The 20,080-nt window shown below is 60.7% G+C and carries 19 protein-coding genes; 13 read left to right on the forward strand and 6 right to left on the reverse strand.

All coding sequences use genetic code 11. The features are described from left to right. The first annotated feature begins 4 nt into the window (after positions 1 to 4). A complete protein-coding gene (locus LG409_RS15205; protein ID WP_227407039.1) occupies positions 5 to 952 on the forward strand; it encodes a polysaccharide deacetylase family protein in 948 nt (315 codons plus the stop codon). Beyond that, a complete protein-coding gene (locus LG409_RS15210) occupies positions 952 to 2,373 on the forward strand; it encodes an FAD-dependent oxidoreductase (RefSeq protein WP_227407040.1) in 1,422 nt (473 codons plus the stop codon). The genes LG409_RS15205 and LG409_RS15210 overlap by 1 nt, the downstream gene beginning before the upstream one ends. 107 nt (positions 2,374 to 2,480) lie before the next feature. Here the strand turns inward: LG409_RS15210 and LG409_RS15215 are convergent, their stop codons facing one another. Continuing rightward, complete coding sequence (locus tag LG409_RS15215) at positions 2,481 to 3,443, reverse strand: chromate resistance protein ChrB domain-containing protein (protein ID WP_218313845.1); 963 nt, start codon at positions 3,441 to 3,443, stop codon at positions 2,481 to 2,483. Between LG409_RS15215 and chrA the strand changes: the two genes are divergently transcribed. Beyond that, positions 3,432 to 4,898, forward strand: a complete 1,467-nt coding sequence (gene chrA, locus LG409_RS15220) for a chromate efflux transporter (RefSeq protein WP_227407041.1) — start codon at positions 3,432 to 3,434, stop codon at positions 4,896 to 4,898. The two genes, LG409_RS15215 and chrA, sit on opposite strands and share 12 nt — an antisense overlap. A gap of 60 nt (positions 4,899 to 4,958) precedes the next feature. On the opposite strand, the gene LG409_RS15225 is transcribed toward chrA, so the two are convergent. Genes LG409_RS15225 through LG409_RS15235 form a run of 3 tightly spaced genes read right to left on the reverse strand, consistent with a single transcriptional unit; the run spans position 4,959 to position 6,804 of the window. Next, positions 4,959 to 5,177, reverse strand: coding sequence for a DUF1653 domain-containing protein (locus LG409_RS15225; protein WP_039180446.1), 219 nt, complete (start codon positions 5,175 to 5,177; stop codon positions 4,959 to 4,961). Beyond that, the gene (gene tcdA / locus LG409_RS15230) at positions 5,174 to 6,022 is read right to left on the reverse strand and encodes a tRNA cyclic N6-threonylcarbamoyladenosine(37) synthase TcdA (RefSeq protein ID WP_227407042.1); all 849 of its coding nucleotides are present in this window, start codon (positions 6,020 to 6,022) and stop codon (positions 5,174 to 5,176) included. The genes LG409_RS15225 and tcdA overlap by 4 nt, the downstream gene beginning before the upstream one ends. Before the next feature lie 8 nt (positions 6,023 to 6,030). Beyond that, entirely contained in the window at positions 6,031 to 6,804 is a 774-nt protein-coding gene (locus tag LG409_RS15235; RefSeq protein ID WP_016914986.1) for a pseudouridine synthase, read from the reverse strand. Between the two features lie 167 nt (positions 6,805 to 6,971). On the opposite strand from LG409_RS15235, the gene LG409_RS15240 reads away from it, so the two are divergent. Genes LG409_RS15240 through LG409_RS15255 form a run of 4 tightly spaced genes read left to right on the forward strand, consistent with a single transcriptional unit; the run spans position 6,972 to position 11,705 of the window. Beyond that, a complete protein-coding gene (locus LG409_RS15240; RefSeq protein ID WP_227407043.1) occupies positions 6,972 to 8,507 on the forward strand; it encodes an ABC transporter substrate-binding protein in 1,536 nt (511 codons plus the stop codon). 20 nt (positions 8,508 to 8,527) lie between these two features. Next, positions 8,528 to 9,463: an ABC transporter permease gene (locus LG409_RS15245; protein ID WP_096922117.1), complete on the forward strand. Its 936-nt coding sequence runs from the start codon at positions 8,528 to 8,530 to the stop codon at positions 9,461 to 9,463. Continuing rightward, positions 9,460 to 10,290, forward strand: coding sequence for an ABC transporter permease (locus LG409_RS15250; protein WP_227407044.1), 831 nt, complete (start codon positions 9,460 to 9,462; stop codon positions 10,288 to 10,290). Before LG409_RS15245 ends, LG409_RS15250 begins: the two co-directional genes overlap by 4 nt. Next, positions 10,287 to 11,705 (forward strand): ABC transporter ATP-binding protein, encoded by a 1,419-nt coding sequence (locus LG409_RS15255; RefSeq protein WP_227407045.1) that lies wholly within the window; start codon positions 10,287 to 10,289, stop codon positions 11,703 to 11,705. The genes LG409_RS15250 and LG409_RS15255 overlap by 4 nt, the downstream gene beginning before the upstream one ends. On the opposite strand, the gene LG409_RS15260 is transcribed toward LG409_RS15255, so the two are convergent. Beyond that, positions 11,692 to 12,624, reverse strand: a complete 933-nt coding sequence (locus tag LG409_RS15260; protein ID WP_039180463.1) for a LysR family transcriptional regulator — start codon at positions 12,622 to 12,624, stop codon at positions 11,692 to 11,694. The genes LG409_RS15255 and LG409_RS15260 overlap by 14 nt on opposite strands. A 193-nt stretch (positions 12,625 to 12,817) precedes the next feature. On the opposite strand from LG409_RS15260, the gene LG409_RS15265 reads away from it, so the two are divergent. Next, the gene (locus LG409_RS15265; protein ID WP_227407046.1) at positions 12,818 to 14,350 is read left to right on the forward strand and encodes an ABC transporter substrate-binding protein; all 1,533 of its coding nucleotides are present in this window, start codon (positions 12,818 to 12,820) and stop codon (positions 14,348 to 14,350) included. Positions 14,351 to 14,485: 135 nt separating this feature from the next. Here the strand turns inward: LG409_RS15265 and LG409_RS15270 are convergent, their stop codons facing one another. Next, a complete protein-coding gene (locus LG409_RS15270; protein WP_086511885.1) occupies positions 14,486 to 15,367 on the reverse strand; it encodes a LysR substrate-binding domain-containing protein in 882 nt (293 codons plus the stop codon). A gap of 126 nt (positions 15,368 to 15,493) precedes the next feature. On the opposite strand from LG409_RS15270, the gene phnC reads away from it, so the two are divergent. From phnC to LG409_RS15295, 5 genes are all read left to right on the forward strand, one after another. Next, complete coding sequence (gene phnC, locus LG409_RS15275) at positions 15,494 to 16,369, forward strand: phosphonate ABC transporter ATP-binding protein (protein WP_086511884.1); 876 nt, start codon at positions 15,494 to 15,496, stop codon at positions 16,367 to 16,369. A 19-nt stretch (positions 16,370 to 16,388) separates the two neighbouring features. After that, positions 16,389 to 17,255 carry a phosphate/phosphite/phosphonate ABC transporter substrate-binding protein gene (gene phnD, locus LG409_RS15280; protein WP_086511898.1) on the forward strand — a complete coding sequence of 289 codons (867 nt, stop codon included), beginning with the start codon at positions 16,389 to 16,391 and terminating at the stop codon, positions 17,253 to 17,255. Continuing rightward, the gene (phnE, locus tag LG409_RS15285; protein ID WP_086511883.1) at positions 17,255 to 18,064 is read left to right on the forward strand and encodes a phosphonate ABC transporter, permease protein PhnE; all 810 of its coding nucleotides are present in this window, start codon (positions 17,255 to 17,257) and stop codon (positions 18,062 to 18,064) included. Before phnD ends, phnE begins: the two co-directional genes overlap by 1 nt. A 2-nt stretch (positions 18,065 to 18,066) precedes the next feature. Continuing rightward, positions 18,067 to 19,062, forward strand: coding sequence for an NAD(P)-dependent oxidoreductase (locus LG409_RS15290; protein ID WP_086511882.1), 996 nt, complete (start codon positions 18,067 to 18,069; stop codon positions 19,060 to 19,062). Positions 19,063 to 19,151: 89 nt separating this feature from the next. Beyond that, entirely contained in the window at positions 19,152 to 20,072 is a 921-nt protein-coding gene (locus LG409_RS15295; protein ID WP_227408135.1) for an ABC transporter permease, read from the forward strand. The last annotated feature ends 8 nt before the right edge of the window (positions 20,073 to 20,080 follow it).

Here is a 20,080-nt window from a genome sequence, read left to right on the forward strand (position 1 = left end):
CCCCATGGCATCCAACGACATGGCGCTCAACGACGACTATCTCGATTACCCCTTGCGCCGCCACGGCTACGACCACGACCGCTATGCATGGTCGATGCTGGGCGAGCGCGCCCCCGTTACCTGGCCCGGCGGCAAGACATTGGCGGTGTGGATCAACATATCGCTGCAGTTCTACCCGCTCGACCAGCGCGGCGTACCGTTCAAGGTACCCAACGGCATGACCATGCCCTACCCGGACCTGCGCCACTTCTCGCTGCGGGATTACGGCAACCGCGTGGGCATCTATCGTGTGCTGAAAGCGCTGGCCGCGCACGACATCACACCGACCTTTGCGATCAACGCCCAGCTTGCCGAGCAGACGCCCTATCTGGTGCAGCGCTTGAAAGAGCACGGCGGCGAGTTCATTGCCCACGGCTGGAACATGGATCACCTGCACTACGGCGGCCAGCCCATTGAAGAAGAGGCCGAGCTGGTCAAGCGCTCCGTAGACACCCTGCGGCGGGTGACCGGCCAACCGGTACGCGGCTGGCTCAGCCCCGCCAAGCACCAGAGCTTCAACACCCTGGACCTGCTGGCAGAAAATGGCCTCGAGTACTGCGCCGACTGGGTGAACGACGACCTGCCTTATGCCTGTGCCACCCACACCGGCCACTTGACCATGATGCCACTGGCCACCGAGATCGAAGATCAGTTCGTGATGAGCCAGAACCTGCACTCGGAAGACTCATGGGCGACGCAGGTAAAGGACGCCTTCGACTTCCTGCTGGAAGAGTCCCGCGAACAGGGTGGGCGGCTGTTTGCGCTGAACCTGCACCCCTGGCTGGTGGGCCAGCCTCACCGCATCGCCTGCCTGGAAGAGGTGCTGGCACACATCAGCGGGCATGCCGACGTATGGCAGGCCCCGGCGGGCGAGATTCTGGATGCCTTCCACCAAGCTGCGGAGCAAGCGTAATGGCGATACTTCCTTATTCACCCGGTGGTTTCGATGCCCACCTGCCGCTGCTGATCATCGGTGCGGGTGCCTGCGGGCTAGTGGCCGCCCTGGCAGCACAGGAAGCGGGTATCGAGCTTGCGGTGCTAGAGCGCGATGCCCTGCCCCGTGGCAGCACGGCGATGTCTTCGGGCTTTATTCCTGCCGCCAATACGCGCTTTCAGCATGAGCTGGGCGTCACCGACTCCGCCGAGGCCATGGCAGAAGATATTCAAAAGAAGAATGGCTTCGAGGCGGACCCGGCCATCGTCGACCTGCTGGCCAGCCAGTCCGGCCCCACCATCGAGTGGCTGGCAGACCGGCACGGTGTGCCTTTCGAACTGGTGGAAGGCTTTCTCTACCCTGGCCACCGCCACCTGCGCATGCACGCCACGCCTCGGCGCACCGGGGAAGAGTTGATGGGCGCGCTGCTCAACGCCGCCGAAGCCGCAGGCATCGACATCCTGACCCAGGCCCGGGTAGTGGATCTGCACGTGGACAGCTCCCAGCGCGTGCGTGGCGTCACCCTGGAGCGCCTAGACGGCAGCCGCGAAAGCATTGGTTGCGACGCGCTGATTCTGGCCTGCAACGGCTATGGCGGTAACCCTGAGCTGGTCGAGCGCTACCTGCCCACGCTGAAACACGCACTGTATTACGGCCACGAAGGCAACCAGGGCGATGCCTTGCTGTGGGGCCAGGCAATGGGCGCGAGCACCAAGGATCTGGGCGCCTGCCAGGGCCATGGCTCCCTCGCCACGCCGCACCAAACGCTGATCAGCTGGGCGCTGATGATGCAAGGGGGTATTCAGGTCAATATCAAGGGCGAGCGCTTTTCCAATGAGCATGGCGGCTACTCCGAACAGGCGGCCAAGGTGCTGGCGCAGCCGGAGCAAGTGGCCTGGAACCTGTATGACGCGCGCATTCATGAGTCTGCGCAGGCGTTCGAAGATTATCGTAATGCCGAGGAGAGCGGCGCGGTACGCAGTTTCTCAAACCTGGAAGAGATGGCCACGGGCCTGAAGCTCCCCCTGGGCGCACTGCAAGCCACCTTCACCCAGATGCAGCAGCATGCCGAGCAGCAAACGGCCGATGCATTTGGCCGCCGCTTCGAACCTGCCAACCTGCTGAAAGCACCCTACTACGCCATTCGCGTCACCGGGGCGCTGTTCCATACCCAGGGCGGCCTGGAAGTGAACCGCAAGGCCCGCGTGCTCGATACCCAGGACCAAGCGCTGCCCAACCTGTTTGCCGCAGGCGGCGCGGCGCGCGGGGTGTCGGGCTCCAACGACAGCGGCTACCTGTCCGGCAACGGGCTGCTGAGCGCCGTGGTGCTGGGAGCGGTAGCAGGCAAAAGCGCCGCCGAGCTGTTGCACTTGAAGCTCAGTTCTGCCGCGCTTCCTTGATATTCATAGATTGGTAGCACACCACCCCATGGTCAGGTGGTGTGCTTAATCCACTCGCAATATCCAGCAAAAGGCACACCCATTGCCATTGGGCAGCCAACGTTAATTTAACCTGCACTCCCCGCCAAATACCCCTGATAGAGGTCGTCAAACAAGCTATCTGTGTGCTGCAGCAAGACATCATCGTTGTCACAGCGCTCCCTGGCCCCGGCTAGCATAAGCTTTAATCCCACAGCCTCTGCGACAGGTGCGCCACCTACATCCAGATAGTGAACAAGCGCTGCCATCCTTTGCAAACCCATATCTTGCTCAAGGCCAAAGCTTGCGATCAGTACTTCAAAGGTCACCTTTTCACCAACATGAGTGAAATCTGCGCCATCAAAGTCAAACCCAAGCGCACCGACTGGGCATTGGCTTGGATGTGCAAGCCAGACAAAGTGGGCCTCTGGATCGATGAAACGCCGTATCAGCCAGGCAGAAGCGAGCCTATCCACCCAAGGGCGACGACGCGTTGCCCACACTTTGGCGCAAAATTTGGCACGCTCAAGCCGAGGGATGTCGGCCTGAATTGACCGTGGCTCGTCTGGTACAAAACAGCGATTGAAGAGGGTCTCAGCGTTTGCCAATTCCTGGACAGTTTGTTCGCCTTCTGGTCCAGGAAAAAAGTCGATCTCCACAATACTATGTAAACGGCGTTGCAACTGGGTCAGTTGGCGCTGTGCTTCTCGCGCCTCCAATTGAGAACATGCTTGCTGCCAGACGAGTACATCCGCCTGCAACGCTTGAAAATCTGATGTGCGATCAAAAAGTGAAGCCAGCACATCAGCACTATCGATGGCGGATTCGGCCACTTCGATTAGCAGTGCGTTTCCTTTCAATTCCCGAACAGCGACCATTTGCTCCTCCAGCGCTTTCCTGCGCGAGTGGCTGGCAGGCAGCAGATACACGCCATCTCTGAGCACCGCAGCACCCAAACCACGCAGTGCCCGCCAAATCCTCATCCGTGGGGTACCCGCCCGTCCCGCAAGACGCATGATCAGTATTAACCAACGCTGTGCATGATCAGCCATACCAGCTCCTTCGTTGTACGTATGACTAACTTGTTATACATTTTACAAAAACCCCCTCACTTCACCAAAGAGTGTTCCATGCATCCCATCAATGAGTCGCCCCACCACGTCCCATTTCGCGAGGCCGTCAAAGTATGGTTGAGAATAGCGCTATTGAGCTTTGGTGGCCCCGCAGGGCAAATAGCGGTGATGCATCGCATTCTTGTTGAAGAAAAAAAATGGATTGGAGAGCGCCGTTTTCTTCACGCACTGAACTATTGCATGATGCTTCCGGGACCAGAAGCGCAACAGCTGGCTATTTATATCGGGTGGCTGATGCATCGCACCAAAGGCGGCTTGGTCGCGGGCAGTCTTTTTGTGTTGCCTGGCTTCATCGCTATTCTTGCCTTGAGCTACCTTTATGCCACCTTGGGCAACGTGGGTGCCGTTGAAGGGCTCTTCTTTGGGCTCAAGGCCGCCGTGCTGGCCGTCGTACTCAATGCCGTCGTGCGCATCGGTAAGCGAGCCTTGAAAAACCGGGTCATGCTCAGCCTTGCTGCGGCCGCGTTTATTGCCATCTTCTTTTTCGAGGTGGCATTCCCACTGATCATTCTGAGCGCCGCTCTACTCGGTTATTGGGGAGGAAAACATGGCATCGCGGCCTTTCAAGCAGGAGGCGGCCATGGCAATGCCGACGCCTCGGTACTGAGCGACCGGGATTCTCTACTTGGCGAAGGGCTGCCTGCACATGCACGCCCCAGTCGCCAATGGTCTCTGCGCATGTCAGGTACGTTGCTCCTGTTATGGCTGACCCCCGTAGTACTGCTCCTGGCTCTATTCGGTAGCGACAATGTATTCAGCCAGATTGCGCTCTTCTTCAGTAAAATGGCGGTAGTGACGTTTGGCGGCGCTTACGCGGTACTGGGCTACGTCACTCAAGAAGCGGTGCAACATTACGGGTGGTTAGCGCCGGGTGAAATGCTGGATGGCCTGGGCATGGCGGAAACAACCCCAGGCCCACTGATTCAAGTCGTGCAGTTTGTCGGATTTATGGGCGCTTTTCGTGAGGCCACAGGCCTTGATCCCATGGTAGCGGCAATGCTGGCGGCATTGCTGACCACTTGGGTAACGTTCGTTCCCTGTTTTCTCTGGATATTTCTGGGCGCTCCCCATGTAGAGCGCCTACGCGACAATCGCGCCCTGAGCGCTGCGCTGTCCGCCATTACCGCTGCAGTCGTCGGGGTAATTCTCAACCTGGCCATCTGGTTCGGGCTTCACGTCATCTTCGCTGACGTAGGTGAATGGCACATCATGGGCGCTCGTTTGCTGATACCTGACGTAGCCACTCTGAACCTGTTGGCGCTATTGCTGTCGGCAAGCGCCATGATCGCAATTTTTCGTTTCAACGTAGGCATGCTCACAGTGCTGGCTAGCTGCGCTATTTTTGGTGTTTTGACATCTTTAGCAGGCTTTTAAACGATCAGAGATACACCATCACTCACTCATTGTGCGATGGTGTGTTACTTGAGCCAGCTCCTAAAACGCCTTCTCTAACGCAAAGCGCGGCTGGGTGTGGCCCTCTTTGGTAACGCTTTCGGTAAACATCGCCAGCGGACGCACCCAAAGGCCGTAGTCGCCGTAGAGGGCGCGGTAGACCACCAGCGGTTCTTCGCTTTCGCTGTGCTGAGCGGTGCCCATCACTTCGTAAAGGTTGCCTTTGTAGTGGCGGTAAATGCCAGGGGTGGGGGTGGTCATTCGCTTTCCTCTTCGGTTGTGTGTGTGGCGGCGGGCTGCTGCGCTTTTTTGGCCAGCCGCTCCAGCACTTTGGAGGCAGCCACGAAGCCAAAGGTGCCGGTGAGAAACGTCGCGGCGCCAAAGCCGGAAGCGCAGTCCAGCCGTGTAGCCTCGTTGCTGCCGGGCTTTTGCAGGCACACTTCGCCGTCGGCACTGGGGTAGATCAACTGCTCGTCGGAGTAGACGCACTCCACCGAGAAGCGCCGCTTGGGGTTGCGGGAGAAACCGTAATCCCGGCGCAATCTTGAGCGCACTTTGGAAAGCAGCGGGTCGTGCTCGGTGCGGGTCAAATCCGCCACTTGAATGCGCGTGGGGTCGGTCTGCCCGCCTGCCGCACCGGTGACGGTAATCGGAATCTTGCGCCGCTTGCACCAGGCGATTAGCGCCGCTTTGGCAATTACGCTATCAATGGCATCCACCACATGGTCGGCATCCTCAGGAATGCGCTCGGCCAAGTTGGTGGGCGTGACGAAGGCGGTATCCGCGATGATCTCGATCTCGGGGGCAATCAGGCGGCAGCGCTGGGCCAAAACGTCTACTTTGGGCTGGCCAATCGTGCCATCCAGCGCGTGAAGCTGGCGGTTGACGTTGGAGACGCACACGTCGTCCAGATCGATCAGCGTGAGCTTGCCGATGCCTGAGCGGGCTAGCGCCTCGACCGTCCAGCTGCCCACACCACCGACCCCGACGACCACCACGTGGGCACGGCGAAATGCCTGCGCCGCACGCTGGCCGTAAAGGCGCCGAATACCGCCAAAGCGGAAGTCATAATCGCTGGAAGAGGGCGTGGATTCATTCAATGACATGGGCTGACTCACAGGGCTTGCAGGACAGAAGGCTTGGCAATGGGCGGCGTTCGCACGCTATCCAGGGGTAAATGCCCCTGCCAGCCAAACTGCTCGAACAGGTGCTTCATGGTGTCGTCCACGGCACAGCCAAGCTGAATGCGCTTATCCAGCAGCGGATGATCGAAGGCCAGGTAAGTCGCTGCCAGCAGCAGGCGTGGCGCTGCCAGCTGTTCGGCAAAAAAACGGTTGTGGACACTCTTGCCGTGCTTGGCGTCGCCGATGATCGGGTAGCCGCGACGGGACAAGTGGCGGCGTATCTGGTGCCGTCGCCCGGTCAGGGGGCGCGCCTCCACCAGCGAGTAACGCGCCACCGGGTAGCGGTCTACCTGCACGGGTAGCTCGACGCTGTCCAGGCGGCGAATGTCGGTCATCGCGGGCATGGCGGGCATTTCCGCCTTGGGTCGGGTGCCGTCCTCCTCCCTGAGCGGGTAGTCCAGCCGCTCCTGCTCAGGCGCCTTGCCGCGCACCACGGCCAGGTAACGCTTCTCCACCTGGCGTTCGCTGAACGCTTCGGCCAGCAGCGCCGCCGCTTCCGACGAGAGTCCCAGCACCATGACCCCGGAGGTGGGGCGGTCCAGCCGATGCACGGGATATACCCGCTTGCCCAGCTGGTCGCGCAGGCGCTGGAGCAGAAATTCGGTTTCTCCCCGCGCCAGGGCGGAGCGGTGCACCAGCAGCCCGGAAGGCTTATGCACGGCAACGAGGTGCTCATCCTGATAGAGGATGTTGAGTGGCGGCATGGAATTCCCTACTAACGGCATGAAACGACGACCCGGGTGGCGATATGCCCGGCGGGCTATTGTCGCGGCTACAGAGGTGAATGTCATCCGTTGCACAGACGAGAATGACTTTCATACCTAACCTGATATGTTATAAAATAACTCTTTTGTTCCATCAGGAGTTTCTTATGAAGCACGCCTTTGCTGCGGGAGTCACCCTCCTACTGGCTTTACCCGTAACGCCTGCTGCATGGGCGAACGAACAGCGCCTGGATATCGTCGCCCCGTGGGAAATCAAGGGGCCAGACCCGGCCATCTCGGGCTATGTATTTGGCCGCATGCGCGTGGCCGAGACCCTGGTGGACACCGACTCGAACGGGCAGCTTGCCCCAGGACTCGCCAGCGCCTGGGAGGTCTCCGAAGACGGCCTGACATGGCGTTTCACGCTGCGGGAGGGAGCCACCTTTCATGACGGCAGCGCCGTGACCGCCGAGGCAGCGCTCCACAGCCTGGAAGTCGCCCGTGCCAAACCGGGCATACTCGACAGCGCCCCGATTCAGCAGATGCGGGCCGACCAGGGTGCCGTGGTCATCGAGCTGGAAAGCCCCTTCTCGCCCCTGCCGGCCCTGTTGGCACACTCCACCGCGCTGATTCTTGCCGATGCGGCGTTTGCCGATAATGGCGACGTCGTGGCGATGATCGGTAGCGGCCCTTATCAGGTGGAGGCGCTCTCGCCACCGCAGCGCATGACCGTCACGCGGTTCGAGGATTACTGGGGAGAGCCCGCCAACATTGCCAGCGCCAGCTACCTGGCCGTTAGCCGAGGCGAAACCCGCGCCCTGATGGCCGAAAGCGGTGACGCCGATATCGTGTACACCCTGGACCCTGCCAGCCAGGCACGCCTGGCGCGTAACGCACGGCTAGCGCTGCATGCCGAGCCGCTGCCACGCACCATCATGTTGAAACTGAATGCAGGCCATGCGCTGCTGGAAGATACGCGCGCTCGTCAGGCGCTGAGCATGGCCATCGACCGGCAGGGCATTGCGGCGGGCCTGCTGCGCACCCCGGAAGCCGCGGCCGCCGAACTCTTCCCGGATAGCCTTGGCCCCTGGCACCTGGGGCTTGACCCTGCGGATGCCCAGGATATCGAGGCCGCCAAGGCGCTGCTGGCCGAACTGGGCTGGGAAGCAGGGCGTGATGGCATGCTGGAGCGCGATGGCCAGCCGTTTGCCTTGACCCTGCGCACCTATGCGGATCGCCCCGAGCTTCCGGTCGTGGCCACTGCCCTGCAGGATCAGTGGCGCGATATTGGTGTCGCGCTGGAAGTCGCCGTGGGTAACGCCAGCGAGATCCCTTCCGGCCACCACGACAACAGCCTGGAAGTCGGCCTGGTAGGCCGCAACTACGGTCTGGTGCCCAACCCGCTGGGCTCGCTGATGGACGATATCGGCAGTGACGCCAACTCGATGGGCGGCGACTGGGGCACCATGAACTGGCGTGACGAAGAGGTGGCTCAGTGGCTGGACGCGCTGCGTCAAGCCACCGACGAGCAAACCCTCGATGACCTGGCACCGCTGGTCGCAGAGCGCCTTCACCAGCAGATGCCGCTGATTCCCGTGGCCTGGTATCAGCAAACCGCAGCGGTCAACAGCGCCCTGGAAGGGTTCTCCATCGATCCGCTGGAGCGCAGTTACCGCATCGACCAAATGGGGTGGGCAGAGTGATATCACGCTGGAACCATGGATTGGGCCGACTACTGTGGTCGCGGCTGTTGCAGGCAGGGCTGGTGGCCTGGCTGGTGGGCACGCTGACGTTCATCATTACCCGCACCCTGCCAGGCGATATGGCCTACCGCATTGCCGCCGGTCGCTATGGGCATGACATGGTGGATGGCGCCGCCGCCGAGGCCGTGCGGGCCGAGCTGGCGCTGGACCAGTCGGGCCTGGGCGCCTACCTGGGCTGGCTATGGGATCTCGTCCAGTTCGACCTGGGCCGCTCGCTGGTGAGCGGGCGGCCGGTGCTGGAAGAGCTTTCCCACCAGTTGGGCCACTCCTTGAGCCTGGCCGTGGTGGCGGTGTTGCTCTCGCTGCTGATTGGGCCCCCGCTGGGGCTGGCGGCCGGGCGCCGCCCCGGCGGCCTGCTGGATCGCACCAGCGAAGTCGCCGCCAGCGTGTTGCGCGCGCTGCCCGCCTTTGCCGTCGGGCTACTGCTGATCATGCTGTTTGCCGTCACCCTGGGCTGGCTGCCGGTGGCAGGCCACGGTGGGCCGATGCATACCGTGCTACCGGCCCTGACGCTGGCGCTGGGCCTGGCGGCGGTCTCCAGCCGCGTGGCTCGCAACGCCATGGCCGAGGTTTCCCAGTCGGCCTACTACGCCTTTTCTCATACCAAGGGCCTTGGGCCACGGCGCAGCTTCCTGCGCCACGGTCTGCGCAACGCATCGGTGCCCGTGGTGGCCTATCTGGGCGTCCAGTTCGTCTACCTGATCGAAGGTGTCGTGGTGGTCGAAACCCTGTTCGCCTGGCCCGGCATCGGCCACGCCCTGGTGCACGCCATCGTGGCCCGAGACGTGCCGATGATTCAGGGCACGGCGCTGGTCATGGGCCTGCTGTTCGTGCTGCTGAATACGGCGGTGGATATCGCCTGCCACCTACTCGACCCAAGGAGACGCCAAGCATGATGGGCACTACCTCGTCACGGCTATCTGCCTCCCGCCCCCTGCATGGCCATACGACACTGCTATCGGCGCGCCAATGGTGGGGCGCGGGCCTGCTGGCCCTGCTGCTCGCCTTTGCCTGGCTGGTCGACGCAGACCCCGCCCGCCAGCAGCTCAGCCGCATCCTGCAGGCACCCTCGCTGGCCGAGCCCTTCGGTACCGACCACCTTGGCCGCAGCATGCTGGCGCGTATGGCGGCAGCCATTCGGCTCTCATTGGGCATGGCACTGCTCAGCGTAGCCACCGCCGCCATTCCCGGCGTACTGCTGGGCGTCGTGGCGGGCTGGCGGGGCGGCTGGACCGACCGCCTGCTGGGTAGCGTTGCCGATGCCTGCCTGGCGCTGCCGGGCCTGTTGCTGGTGCTGCTGCTGGCCGCCATCGCCCCCGGCAACTTCTGGACCCTCTACGTGGGGATCTCGCTGGTGCTGTGGATCGAGTATTTCCGGGTAGTACGAGCGCGCACCCAAGCGCTGGTCACTTCGCCACAGATCGGAGCCAGCCGACTGCTGGGCTTTGGCCCGGTGATGCTGTTTCGTCGCCACTTATGGCCGGAGCTGGCGCCCCAGGTGTTTACGCTGGCCGCCTTCGGTGCCGCCAGCGCGATTCTCGCCATGGCCGCGCTGGGCTTTGTCAGCGTTGGCCTGCGGCCGCCCACGGCGGAACTGGGCTTGATGATGATCGAGCTGTTGCCCTACTACCACGAAGCTCCCTGGGCCATGGCGCAGCCGATTTTCGTGCTGTTCGTGGTGGTCTTGAGCTTGAACCTGCTGGCAGGGAAGGACCCACGATGACCTCCATGACGCTCACCACGCAACTGCTGGATGTCAGTGATCTGGAGATCACTGGCGACGGCGTCTCCATCGCCCCGATCAGCTTTCGTCTGGCCGCTGGCCAGCGCCTGACCCTGCTGGGGGAAACCGGTTCGGGCAAGAGCCTGATTGCCCAGGCCATCATGGGCACGCTACCGCCGGGTCTGGCGGCGCAAGGTTCGCTGGAAATTGCCGGTGTGACTTACCCTGCCGACGCCCCGCAAAGCCGGCAGGCGCTGTGGGGCCGCACCCTGGCGCTGCTGCCCCAGGAGCCCTGGAACGCGCTGGACCCCACCATGCGCGCCCTGCCACAAGTGGCAGAAACCCATCGTTTCGTCGCTGGCAAGACAGCAGCAGACGCCCAAGCCGCCGCCAAGGCCGAGTTGAGCCGCCTGGGTCTTGCCCATGCGCTGCATAAACTGCCGGGGGAGCTTTCCGGCGGCATGGCCCAGCGGGTGGCCTTCGCGGCCGCCAGCGCTGCGGGGGCTGCCATGGTGATTGCCGATGAGCCCACCAAAGGGCTGGATGCCCCGCGCCGGGATGAAGTGGTCGAATTACTGGCCAGCACCCCCGAGCGTGGCGGCGCCCTGCTGACCATCACGCACGATATCGAAGTCGCCCGGCGACTGGGGGGCGAAGTGATCATTCTGCGCAAGGGGCAGGTGGTCGAACGCGGCCCTGCCGAGGTGCTGCTGAACCACCCGAATACCGAGTATGCCCAACGCCTGCTGGCCGCCGAACCCAGCCGCTGGCCCGATCCCCCCGTGTTTCGTGGCCACGCCGAGGCCCCCGTGGTCAGCGCCCAGGGGCTTGCCATGACGCGCGGCGGTCGAGAGCTCTTCTCCCAGCTGGAGGTCAGCCTGCGCCCCGGCGAAATCGTCGGCGTGGTGGGCCCTTCCGGCTGCGGAAAGAGCACGCTGGGCGATATTCTGCTGGGCGTCACGCGGCCCAATCAGGGGCGCGTCGACTACCATCAAAGTATTCCCGTACTGGGCCGCCAGAAGCTCTACCAAGACCCTCCGGCCGCCTTTTCGCCCCACTGGACACTGGCGCAGCTGCTGGCCGACCTGCAGCGCCGTCACCGCTTCGACCCGGCACGGGTAGCACCGCTGCTGCAGCGCCTGGGGCTCGACGACCACCTGCTGGCCCGCCGGCCGGGGGAGATTTCCGGCGGCGAACTGCAGCGCTTCGCGATGCTGCGCGTGTTGCTGCTCGAGCCACGCTTTCTGTTCGCCGACGAACCCACGTCCAGGCTCGACCCCGTCACTCAGCAGCACACCCTCAGCCTGCTCATCGAGCTGGCCCGGGAACAGGGCTGTGCGGTGATGCTGGTCAGCCATGACCCGGCCTTGATCGAGAAAGTGTGTGATCGTCAGATGGCCCTCAACGGGCAATAGGAAGGGGCAAGTTGCCTGGAGGAAGCTGTGCTTTCAAAAACTCTAGAAATGCCTGTGTAGCACTCGGCAACGTTCGTTTAGCCAGGGTCTGGACTTCTATAAAACGGGAGTCCATGCCCTGGTCTCTGATCGGTATCGCCACCACGCGCTGTTGATGAATGCGGTAACGAACGGAGATCTCTCCGGCAAGTGCCACCCCGCCTCCCAGCATGGCAAAGTTGATCAACGCTTCGGTGTAGTCGCTGCTAAAAATCGACTCAAACGCCAGATTCTGGCGGCTACAACAGATATCGAAGAGCTGGCGCAGGGTGGTTTCGGGTGACGGCAACGCCAACGGATACTTCTGCAACTGAGCCAATGACACACTCTTTTTACCGGCCAGCTCATGGCTTGGTGCCACTAGCGCCATGATGGGAGCAGGCTGCCGAAAGGCAATTTGAATATCAGCTTCCGGCTTCAGGCTGAAAGTGATGCCTATGTCCGCTTCCCCTTCTTTGACATGACGCGTCGCCTCCGAGGGGGACCCCACCATCAAGTGGAAATGAATACCGCTGTAACGCCGACGAAAAGCGGTAATCGCGGCCGGCAAGAAATCCACGGCGAAACCTTCCGAGCTTGCCAGGCGTACCTTGCCTCGCTGCAATCCACGCAAGGCCAGGATGTCACTGCCCACCCGTTCCGACTCCAATTGCATATGGCGAGCATGCACGGCCAATAGCTCACCGGCAGCACTGGGTACCATTCCACGCGCTCGCCGCTCGAACAACAGCGTATCCAACTCGCTCTCTAGTCGCGCGATCTGTCGGCTAATCGCTGAGGGAGCCACATTCAGCTTGAGCGATGCTTCACTAATGGAGCCGCAGCGCACCACCTCGAGGAAGTAGCGCAACGCCGTCTCCTGAAGTACCCGTGGATTCATACCCTCACCCTCGCCATCCAAGTATTGCCAAAACGGCAATGATAAATTCTAAACATTGCACTTGTGACACGTCTAATCAATCGCTTAATTTAGATTCAAGGCGACAGACACTCCCAGCAAGGCATTCCAAAACAACAGCGCCGACGGTACGCCAAACGCTCATATCCGTTTTTTCCATATGACGAGGTATGACATGCATCCACAACGCAAACTCGCTCGGGCTGTGTCCGCTTGGGCAACTTCCATTACCTTACTCGGCTGTGCGACGTCGGCCATGGCGGGCAAGGCCAATGACACGCTGGTCTATGCCTCTGACAGCGAACCGGAAAACGTTAGCCCCTATCACAACAACCTGCGTGAAGGGGTTATCCTCGCCCATCTGGCCTGGGACACGCTGATCTATCGCAACCCCGAAACCAACGAATATGAGCCTCGCTTGGCGACCGAGTGGGAGTGGGCCGATGAATCAACCCTGGATCTGGTGCTTCGTGAAGGCGTTACCTTTCACAACGGCGAGGCGTTCGACGCCGACGACGTAGTATTTACCTTCAACTACGCGGTATCACCCGAATCCCGGGTGGTGACACGCCAGAATGTGGATTGGATTGAAAGCGTCGAGAAGCTTGATGACTATCAGGTTCGCATTCATCTCAAGGAGCCTTTCCCAGCAGCCCTTGAGTACCTTTCCGGCCCGATGCCGATTTACCCCGATGAGTATTTCCAGGAAGTCGGCATCGAAGGCTTTAGCCGTCAGCCAGTGGGTACCGGCCCTTACCGGATTACCAACGTTCGCCCAGGGGACGGCGTAAGCCTGACGCGCTTTGATGACTACTTTGAAGACAGCCCGATTGGTCAGCCAGCGATAGGTAACATTGAATTCAAAGCCATCGCCGATGAAGACTCACGCATGGCGCAATTGATGTCAGGGCAGGTTGATTGGATCTGGCGAGTACCCGCTGATCAAGCGGAGTCCTTGGGCGGTATGCCCCAGTTGAGCGTGCTCGGTGGTGAAACCATGCGGGTCGCTTATATCGGTCTTGATGCAGCCACCCGAGAAGATTCGCCCTTGCATGATATTCGCGTACGCCAAGCCATTAACCACGCCATGAATCGGGAAGGCCTCGCTAATGATCTGGTGCGTGGCGGAAGCCAGCCCCTCTATGCTCCCTGCTTCCCCACACAGTTCGGCTGCGAAACCCAAAGCGTCATTGAGTATGAATATGATCCTGCAAAAGCCCGTGAACTGCTCGCAGAGGCCGGTTACGCCGATGGCTTTGATATCGACCTTCATGCCTACCGGGAACGCGACTACGCGGAGGCGATGATTGGCGATCTGCGCGCCGTAGGCATCAATGCCAATCTGCGTTTCATGACCTCCCCCGCGCTGTTGGAGCTTCAGCGTAACGGGCGGACGGACATGTCGTTCAAAGCCTGGGGCTCCTTCTCGATTAACGATGTTTCAGCTTTTGTCAGCGTTTACTTCTCGGGCGGTATAGATGATCTCTGGCAGGACAGCCAGGTACAGGAGTGGCTGCAAATCGCCGATACCTCGGTAGACCCTGACTTACGCCTCGACTACTACCAGCAAGTGCTGGCACGTATCTCTGAGCAGGCTTACTGGGCGCCGCTGTTCTCCTACTCCACCTATTACGCTCACACCGCTGATCTGGACTTTACCGCTTACCCTGATGAACTCCCCCGCTTCTATGAGGCGAGCTGGAAGTAACGTTGCGCATGGCGTTCTGATCGACTCAACGGCAGCCGTGGCGCTCGCCACGGCTCGCTTATCACAGTGCGGGAGTGATGCTTTATGTGGGCATTTGTTTTCGGGTATACGGATTTAATGGTTGATGGGGCACCTTCACCCTCCAACTCGTGACGCCTCCGCCACGGCCAAAAACTTACTGATTAATGAGGCTTCTGCCCGGTCCTTGAGACAGATGACGTGCGCGTGTGTATAGAGCTCCAACCCTGCCACGGGTAAGGCCACCAATCGCTTACTGGGCGTAAAAGCCGTTTGCGCGACGACGCCCAACCCCAAGCCCTGAGCCACAGCTTCGCGAACGGCTTCCCGGCTGCCCATCTCCACGGATGTGCGCACTCTCACCCCCGCGGCGGCCAGGCCGAGCTCGAACACGGTGCGCGTGCGTGAACCATCTTCGCGCATCACAAATTCCTGATCCTGCAGGTCATGCAGAGTCAATGAACTTTTACGGGCCAGCGGATGGCCCACGGCGGCGAACACGACCAACAGTTGCCGCTTGAACGGCATACACCACACATTGGGGTCATCCACGTGATGCAACACCACACCCACATCATCTTCCTGATCCAGGACGCGTCGGGTGATCAGGCGCGAATCGCCCATGCAGACAGACACTCGCACCTGCGGGTACTGCTCGCGGAATCGTTTGATCATCGGCGTCACGTTGTAGGGCCCTATGGCCCCGACTTTCAAATGGCCCTGATACTGGCAACGGGCACTGAGCAGTAGCAACATGGCTTGCTGTTCGGTCTGATAAAGGCGGCTGGTGGTTTCGTGCAGCAGTTTGCCAAAGTCCGTCAGCTCGGCACCGCGCGGCGTGCGGTGCAATAACTCCACACCGTAGCGGGTTTCCAGGCGGCTCAAGTGGGCGGAAACCGTAGGCTGGCGCAATCCCAAAAAGCGGGCGGCGGCGGACAGGCTGCCACAGCGGGCAACCGCTTCGAAGGCTCGAAGTTCGGCGCTGGATGAATTTGTCATTACTCACTCCGCGAGACTATAGACTCCACCTATACCCTAAGCGGTAAATATGTCGATTTAATTAATAGGCACGTCATCAAGGCTCGGCATACTGTCGGCTCCAACCCCTGGAGAGGAGCCAAGATTATGTCGAGCACCAACACCGAGGCCGCCGCCCGGGATACTGCATCCCCGAGCCAACCGGCACAACTTCAAACCGAACAATTGAGTGTGACCTACAGCAACGGTCATCAAGCGTTACAGCCCAACTCCCTGGCCTTTGCGCAAGGCGAGTTTGTGGTTCTATTGGGCGCTTCCGGTGCCGGTAAGTCCACGTTGCTGCGTTGTTTGAACGGGCTCGTAAAGCCTTCACAAGGCAAAGTCCTGTCTTCGGCTTGTGGGGATATCGCTACGGCCGAAGCACGGCGAGCCCACCGCCGCCAAACGGGCATGATTTTTCAGCAACATCACCTGATTGGGCGGCTGTCCGTTTTGGACAATGTGTTGCTTGGGCGTATTGGCTACCACAACAGCTGGCGCACCCTGTTGCCCTGGTCCAAAGATGAGAAGCGCATGGCGCTGGCGGCCATTGATCGTGTGGGTCTGTTGGACTATGCCCTGCAGCGGGCCGACCAATTGTCCGGCGGGCAACAGCAGCGTGTTGGTGTGGCCCGGGCGCTGATTCAGCAGCCTTCCATTTTGCTGGCAGACGAACCTGTGGCCAGTCTCGACCCCGCCACGGCGGAGCAACTGCTGACCCTGATTCACAGCATCTGTAAGAGCGATGGACTGACCGCTATCGTCAGTTTGCACCAAGTGAATTTCGCCCGGCGTTTTGCCGACCGCATTGTCGGTCTGCGTAGCGGTGCCGTGGTATTCGACGGCCTGCCCGGCGCGCTCACCGAGGCCGCCGCCCATGGACTTTATCAACGACCGGACAAAGCCAAATCCACGCAAGAACAACCTCAACAGGCCTTGCGGAATGAGCCATTCCGCGATGCTCCACTTCCTTCAGCCCTGTAAATTACTCTCGGAGATTATTATGAAACTGCATTGGCTATTTGTTGCCTGCTTAAGCTTATTGACCCTGGTTTGCACACCGGCATTTGCCGAAGGGAAAGACCCTTCGCGCCTGCGTGTCGCCCTGCTTCCCGATGAAAACGCCTCCACTCTGATTCAAAACGCTCAGCCACTAAAACAATATTTGGAAAAAACCCTGGGCAAACGCATCGAAATTGTGGTCACCACGGATTACTCCTCCATGATTGAAGCCATGCGTTTCGGCCGTATTGAAGTGGCTTACTTTGGCCCCTTGTCCTATGTGTTAGCCAAGTCCCTCGCGCCCGGTCTGGAGCCGTTCGCTGTAGGCGTTGAAGACGGTACTCCCACCTACCACTCCGTCATCATCGCCAACGCCGCCGGCCCGGTGAAATCTTTGGCGGATGTACGCGGTCAGTCTTTTGGTTATGGTGACCAAGCGTCCACTTCCAGTCATTTGGTTCCGAGAGCACACCTGTTCAACCAAGTCGGACTGGATGGCGATAAAGACTATCGACCGGTACACCTGGGGACTCACGATGCGGTAGCCCGGGCGGTTCAGGCGGGGCAGATTCCGGCCGGCGCTCTGTCCAAACCCATCTACGATATGTTGGTGGCTCGCGGTACGGTGGACGCCAGCAAATTGGTAGAGCTGGAGCTAACTGCACCGATTCCCAACTATCCCATTGTCATGCAGGGCGACTTGGCTCCGGCGCTGAAGCAGTCCATTCGCGATGCGTTTTTGAACATGTCGAGCCCCGAAGTACTGGCGGCGTTTCGGGTTGAAGGCTTTGCCGCCACCGACGATTCGGCCTATGACGTGCTGCGTGATACCGCCCGCATTCTGAACATAAACCTGGGAGAAATGTAATGAGCTCGGTGGCAACACCATCCTACGACCACCTCCTGGGCCAAGCCCGGACCCAAGCGGTGCGCAAGGCACGTTTGGTGGCCGTGATTTTGGCGGTATGTCTGGCGGCTCTCGCAATCACCGGCTTTTTTGACCCGGCGCGCTTCATTGAGGGCGGCCCGGCCATCGCACAGCTGGCTTCGGAAATGGTGCCACCCAACTTTAGCCGTTGGCAGCACTGGCTTAAACCGCTATTGGATACTTTAGCCATGTCCATTGCGGGCACGGTGCTGGCGGTGCTGTTGTCACTGCCACTGGCATTGCTGGCGGCGGCGAACACCTCGCCCAACCCCTGGGTGTACCACAGTGCACGAACGCTGTTGGCGGCGCTGCGCTCCGTACCCGAAATCATATTGGGCATACTGTTCGTGGCTGCGGTGGGTTTTGGCGCATTGCCCGGTGTGCTGGCTCTGGCGCTGCACTCGGTGGGCATGGTGGGCAAGTTCTACGCCGAAGCCATAGAGCATGTAGACCCCAAACCCCTGGAGGCGGCCAGTGCCGCCGGGGCTAGCCGCATGCAGGTGATTACCCACTCGGTAATGCCCCAAGTGCTACCGCAATTGGCGGACATCACCATCTACCGCTGGGAATATCACTTCCGTGCCTCGGCGGTGTTGGGCATCGTCGGTGCCGGTGGTATCGGTTTTGAATTAATGGCCGCTCTGCGCCTGATTAACTACGCCGAAGTATCGGCCATATTGCTGGCAATTCTGGCCTGCGTTGTTGTGGTAGACGGCATAGGTGCCGCTTTGCGAAAAAGGCTTCGATAACTATGACAGACAAGATTTTGATCACCCACCCGGTACACGAGGATGTATACCACCGATTGGCTGCCGTAGCCGAGGTGGACATGAACCCCGATCTGGAACCCTGGCCCTACGCTGAAGTGTGCCGCCGCGCCGCCGACGCTACCGCCATCATGGGTTTTATGACGGACCGAGTGGACACCGAATTACTGACCAACGCACCGCGGTTAAAAATCATCGCCTGCGCGCTGAAAGGCTACGACAACTACGATGCCGAGGCCTGCGCCCAAGCCGGGGTGTGGCTCAGCATTGTGCCGGACCTGCTCACCGCCCCCACGGCTGAACTGGCCGTGGCGCTGGCGCTGGGTCTCGCCCGTCATGTGCGCGCAGGTGATGCCTTTGTCCGGCAAGGCAATTACCGTGGTTGGCGTCCGCACTTTTACGGCTACGGATTGCACAATTCCACCGTCGCCGTACTGGGGCTTGGCCGTTTGGGCAGCGCCCTGGTGGAGCGCTTGCAGGGGTTTGGGTGCGCCCGAATACTGGGTGTGGACACTCACGCCAGCTTACCGGGGGTGGTGAATTGCTCGCTTCAGGACGCGCTGGCGCAAGCGGACTTTGTGTTTTCTTTGTTGCCGTTGTCCGAAGAAACCTGGCACCTTCTGGATGCCGCGCACTTGCGTGCCTGTAAGCCGGGCCAACTGCTGATCAATGTGGGACGCGGCTCTGTGGTGGATGAATTGGCGGTAGCCGACGTGCTAGCGGAAGGCCGCCTGGGGGGCTACGCCGCCGACGTGTTCAGTTGCGAAGATTGGGCTTATCTGGAGCGTTTGCGAAAAATTCCGGACGCTTTGTTGCTGGCCGAAAACACCCTGTTCACTCCCCATTTGGGTTCGGCTGTACACAGTGCCCGACGCGCCATAGAACACCGGGCTGCGGACAACATTCTGGCCGTGCTCGCCGGACGCGCGCCCGAAGACGCGGTCGCCGAGGCTGAGATACGCCTAGCCGTCTGCCCATAACACCATCGTCAGCCGGGGAGGCGGGGCCAGGCCCAGTCTCCCAGCTTACCTCTCGCCCCAACCTGCTGATTTGGGGAGATCAACCAGCTATTCCGGATACCCTTGTTTTCAAGCGCACGCTAATAGCGCTTAGCGTCGCCCTAACCATTTCGGTTCTCTGTTTTAGCCTGCTACAGCTCTCAGGTGACTTGGCTCTCTCTATCGGCGGGCCCGAGGCTACTGCGGAGCAGGTTGAGCAAATCCGCGTTGATTATGGCCTGGATCGTCCAGTGATTCAGCAATTTACCAGTTGGCTTTGGGGTGCCGTACAGCTCGATTTTGGCCGCTCCTACTACTACCAGAGCGATGTCATGGACCTGGTCGTGGAACGCCTTCCGGTGACCATGACGCTGGGGATCATGTCGCTGGCAATCGCGCTGGGCGTTTCGATCCCGCTAGGTGTCGTGGCCGCCCTTAAACGGGGCAGCTGGATAGACCGTGTGGCCATGACCATTGCGGTGACTGGCCAGGCGATGCCGAACTTCTGGTTTGGTTTGACGCTGATTATCGTGTTTGCAGTCAACCTGCAGTGGCTGCCTGCCGCTGGCAGCGATAGCTGGCAAGGCTTTGTGCTTCCCGCTATTGCGCTGGGCTATTACGCCACCCCCGCCATGATGCGCCTTACACGCAGCGGCATGCTGGAAGTGCTGGAGGCGGATTACATTCGCACCGCCCGCGCCAAAGGGCTGCGTACCGGCACGGTCATCTTCAAACACGCACTGCGCAATGCGGTGATTCCGGTAGTGGCGCTCGCCGCCGTAGAGCTGGGCTTTATGCTGGGTGGCTCGGTGGTCATCGAAACCGTGTTTTCGTTACGCGGTTTGGGGCAGCTGGCGTGGAATGCCATCTCCCGCAATGACTACCCCGTCGTTCAGGCCATCGTGCTGATCATTGCGCTGTTTTATATCGTGTTGACGCTGCTGGCCGACATTCTCAACGCAGTCCTCGACCCACGCTTGCGCGCGCGCTAACGGAGAAC

Source organism: Halomonas sp. NyZ770 (assembly GCF_020616575.1).
GTDB classification, from domain to species: Bacteria; Pseudomonadota; Gammaproteobacteria; order Pseudomonadales; family Halomonadaceae; genus Vreelandella; species Vreelandella hamiltonii.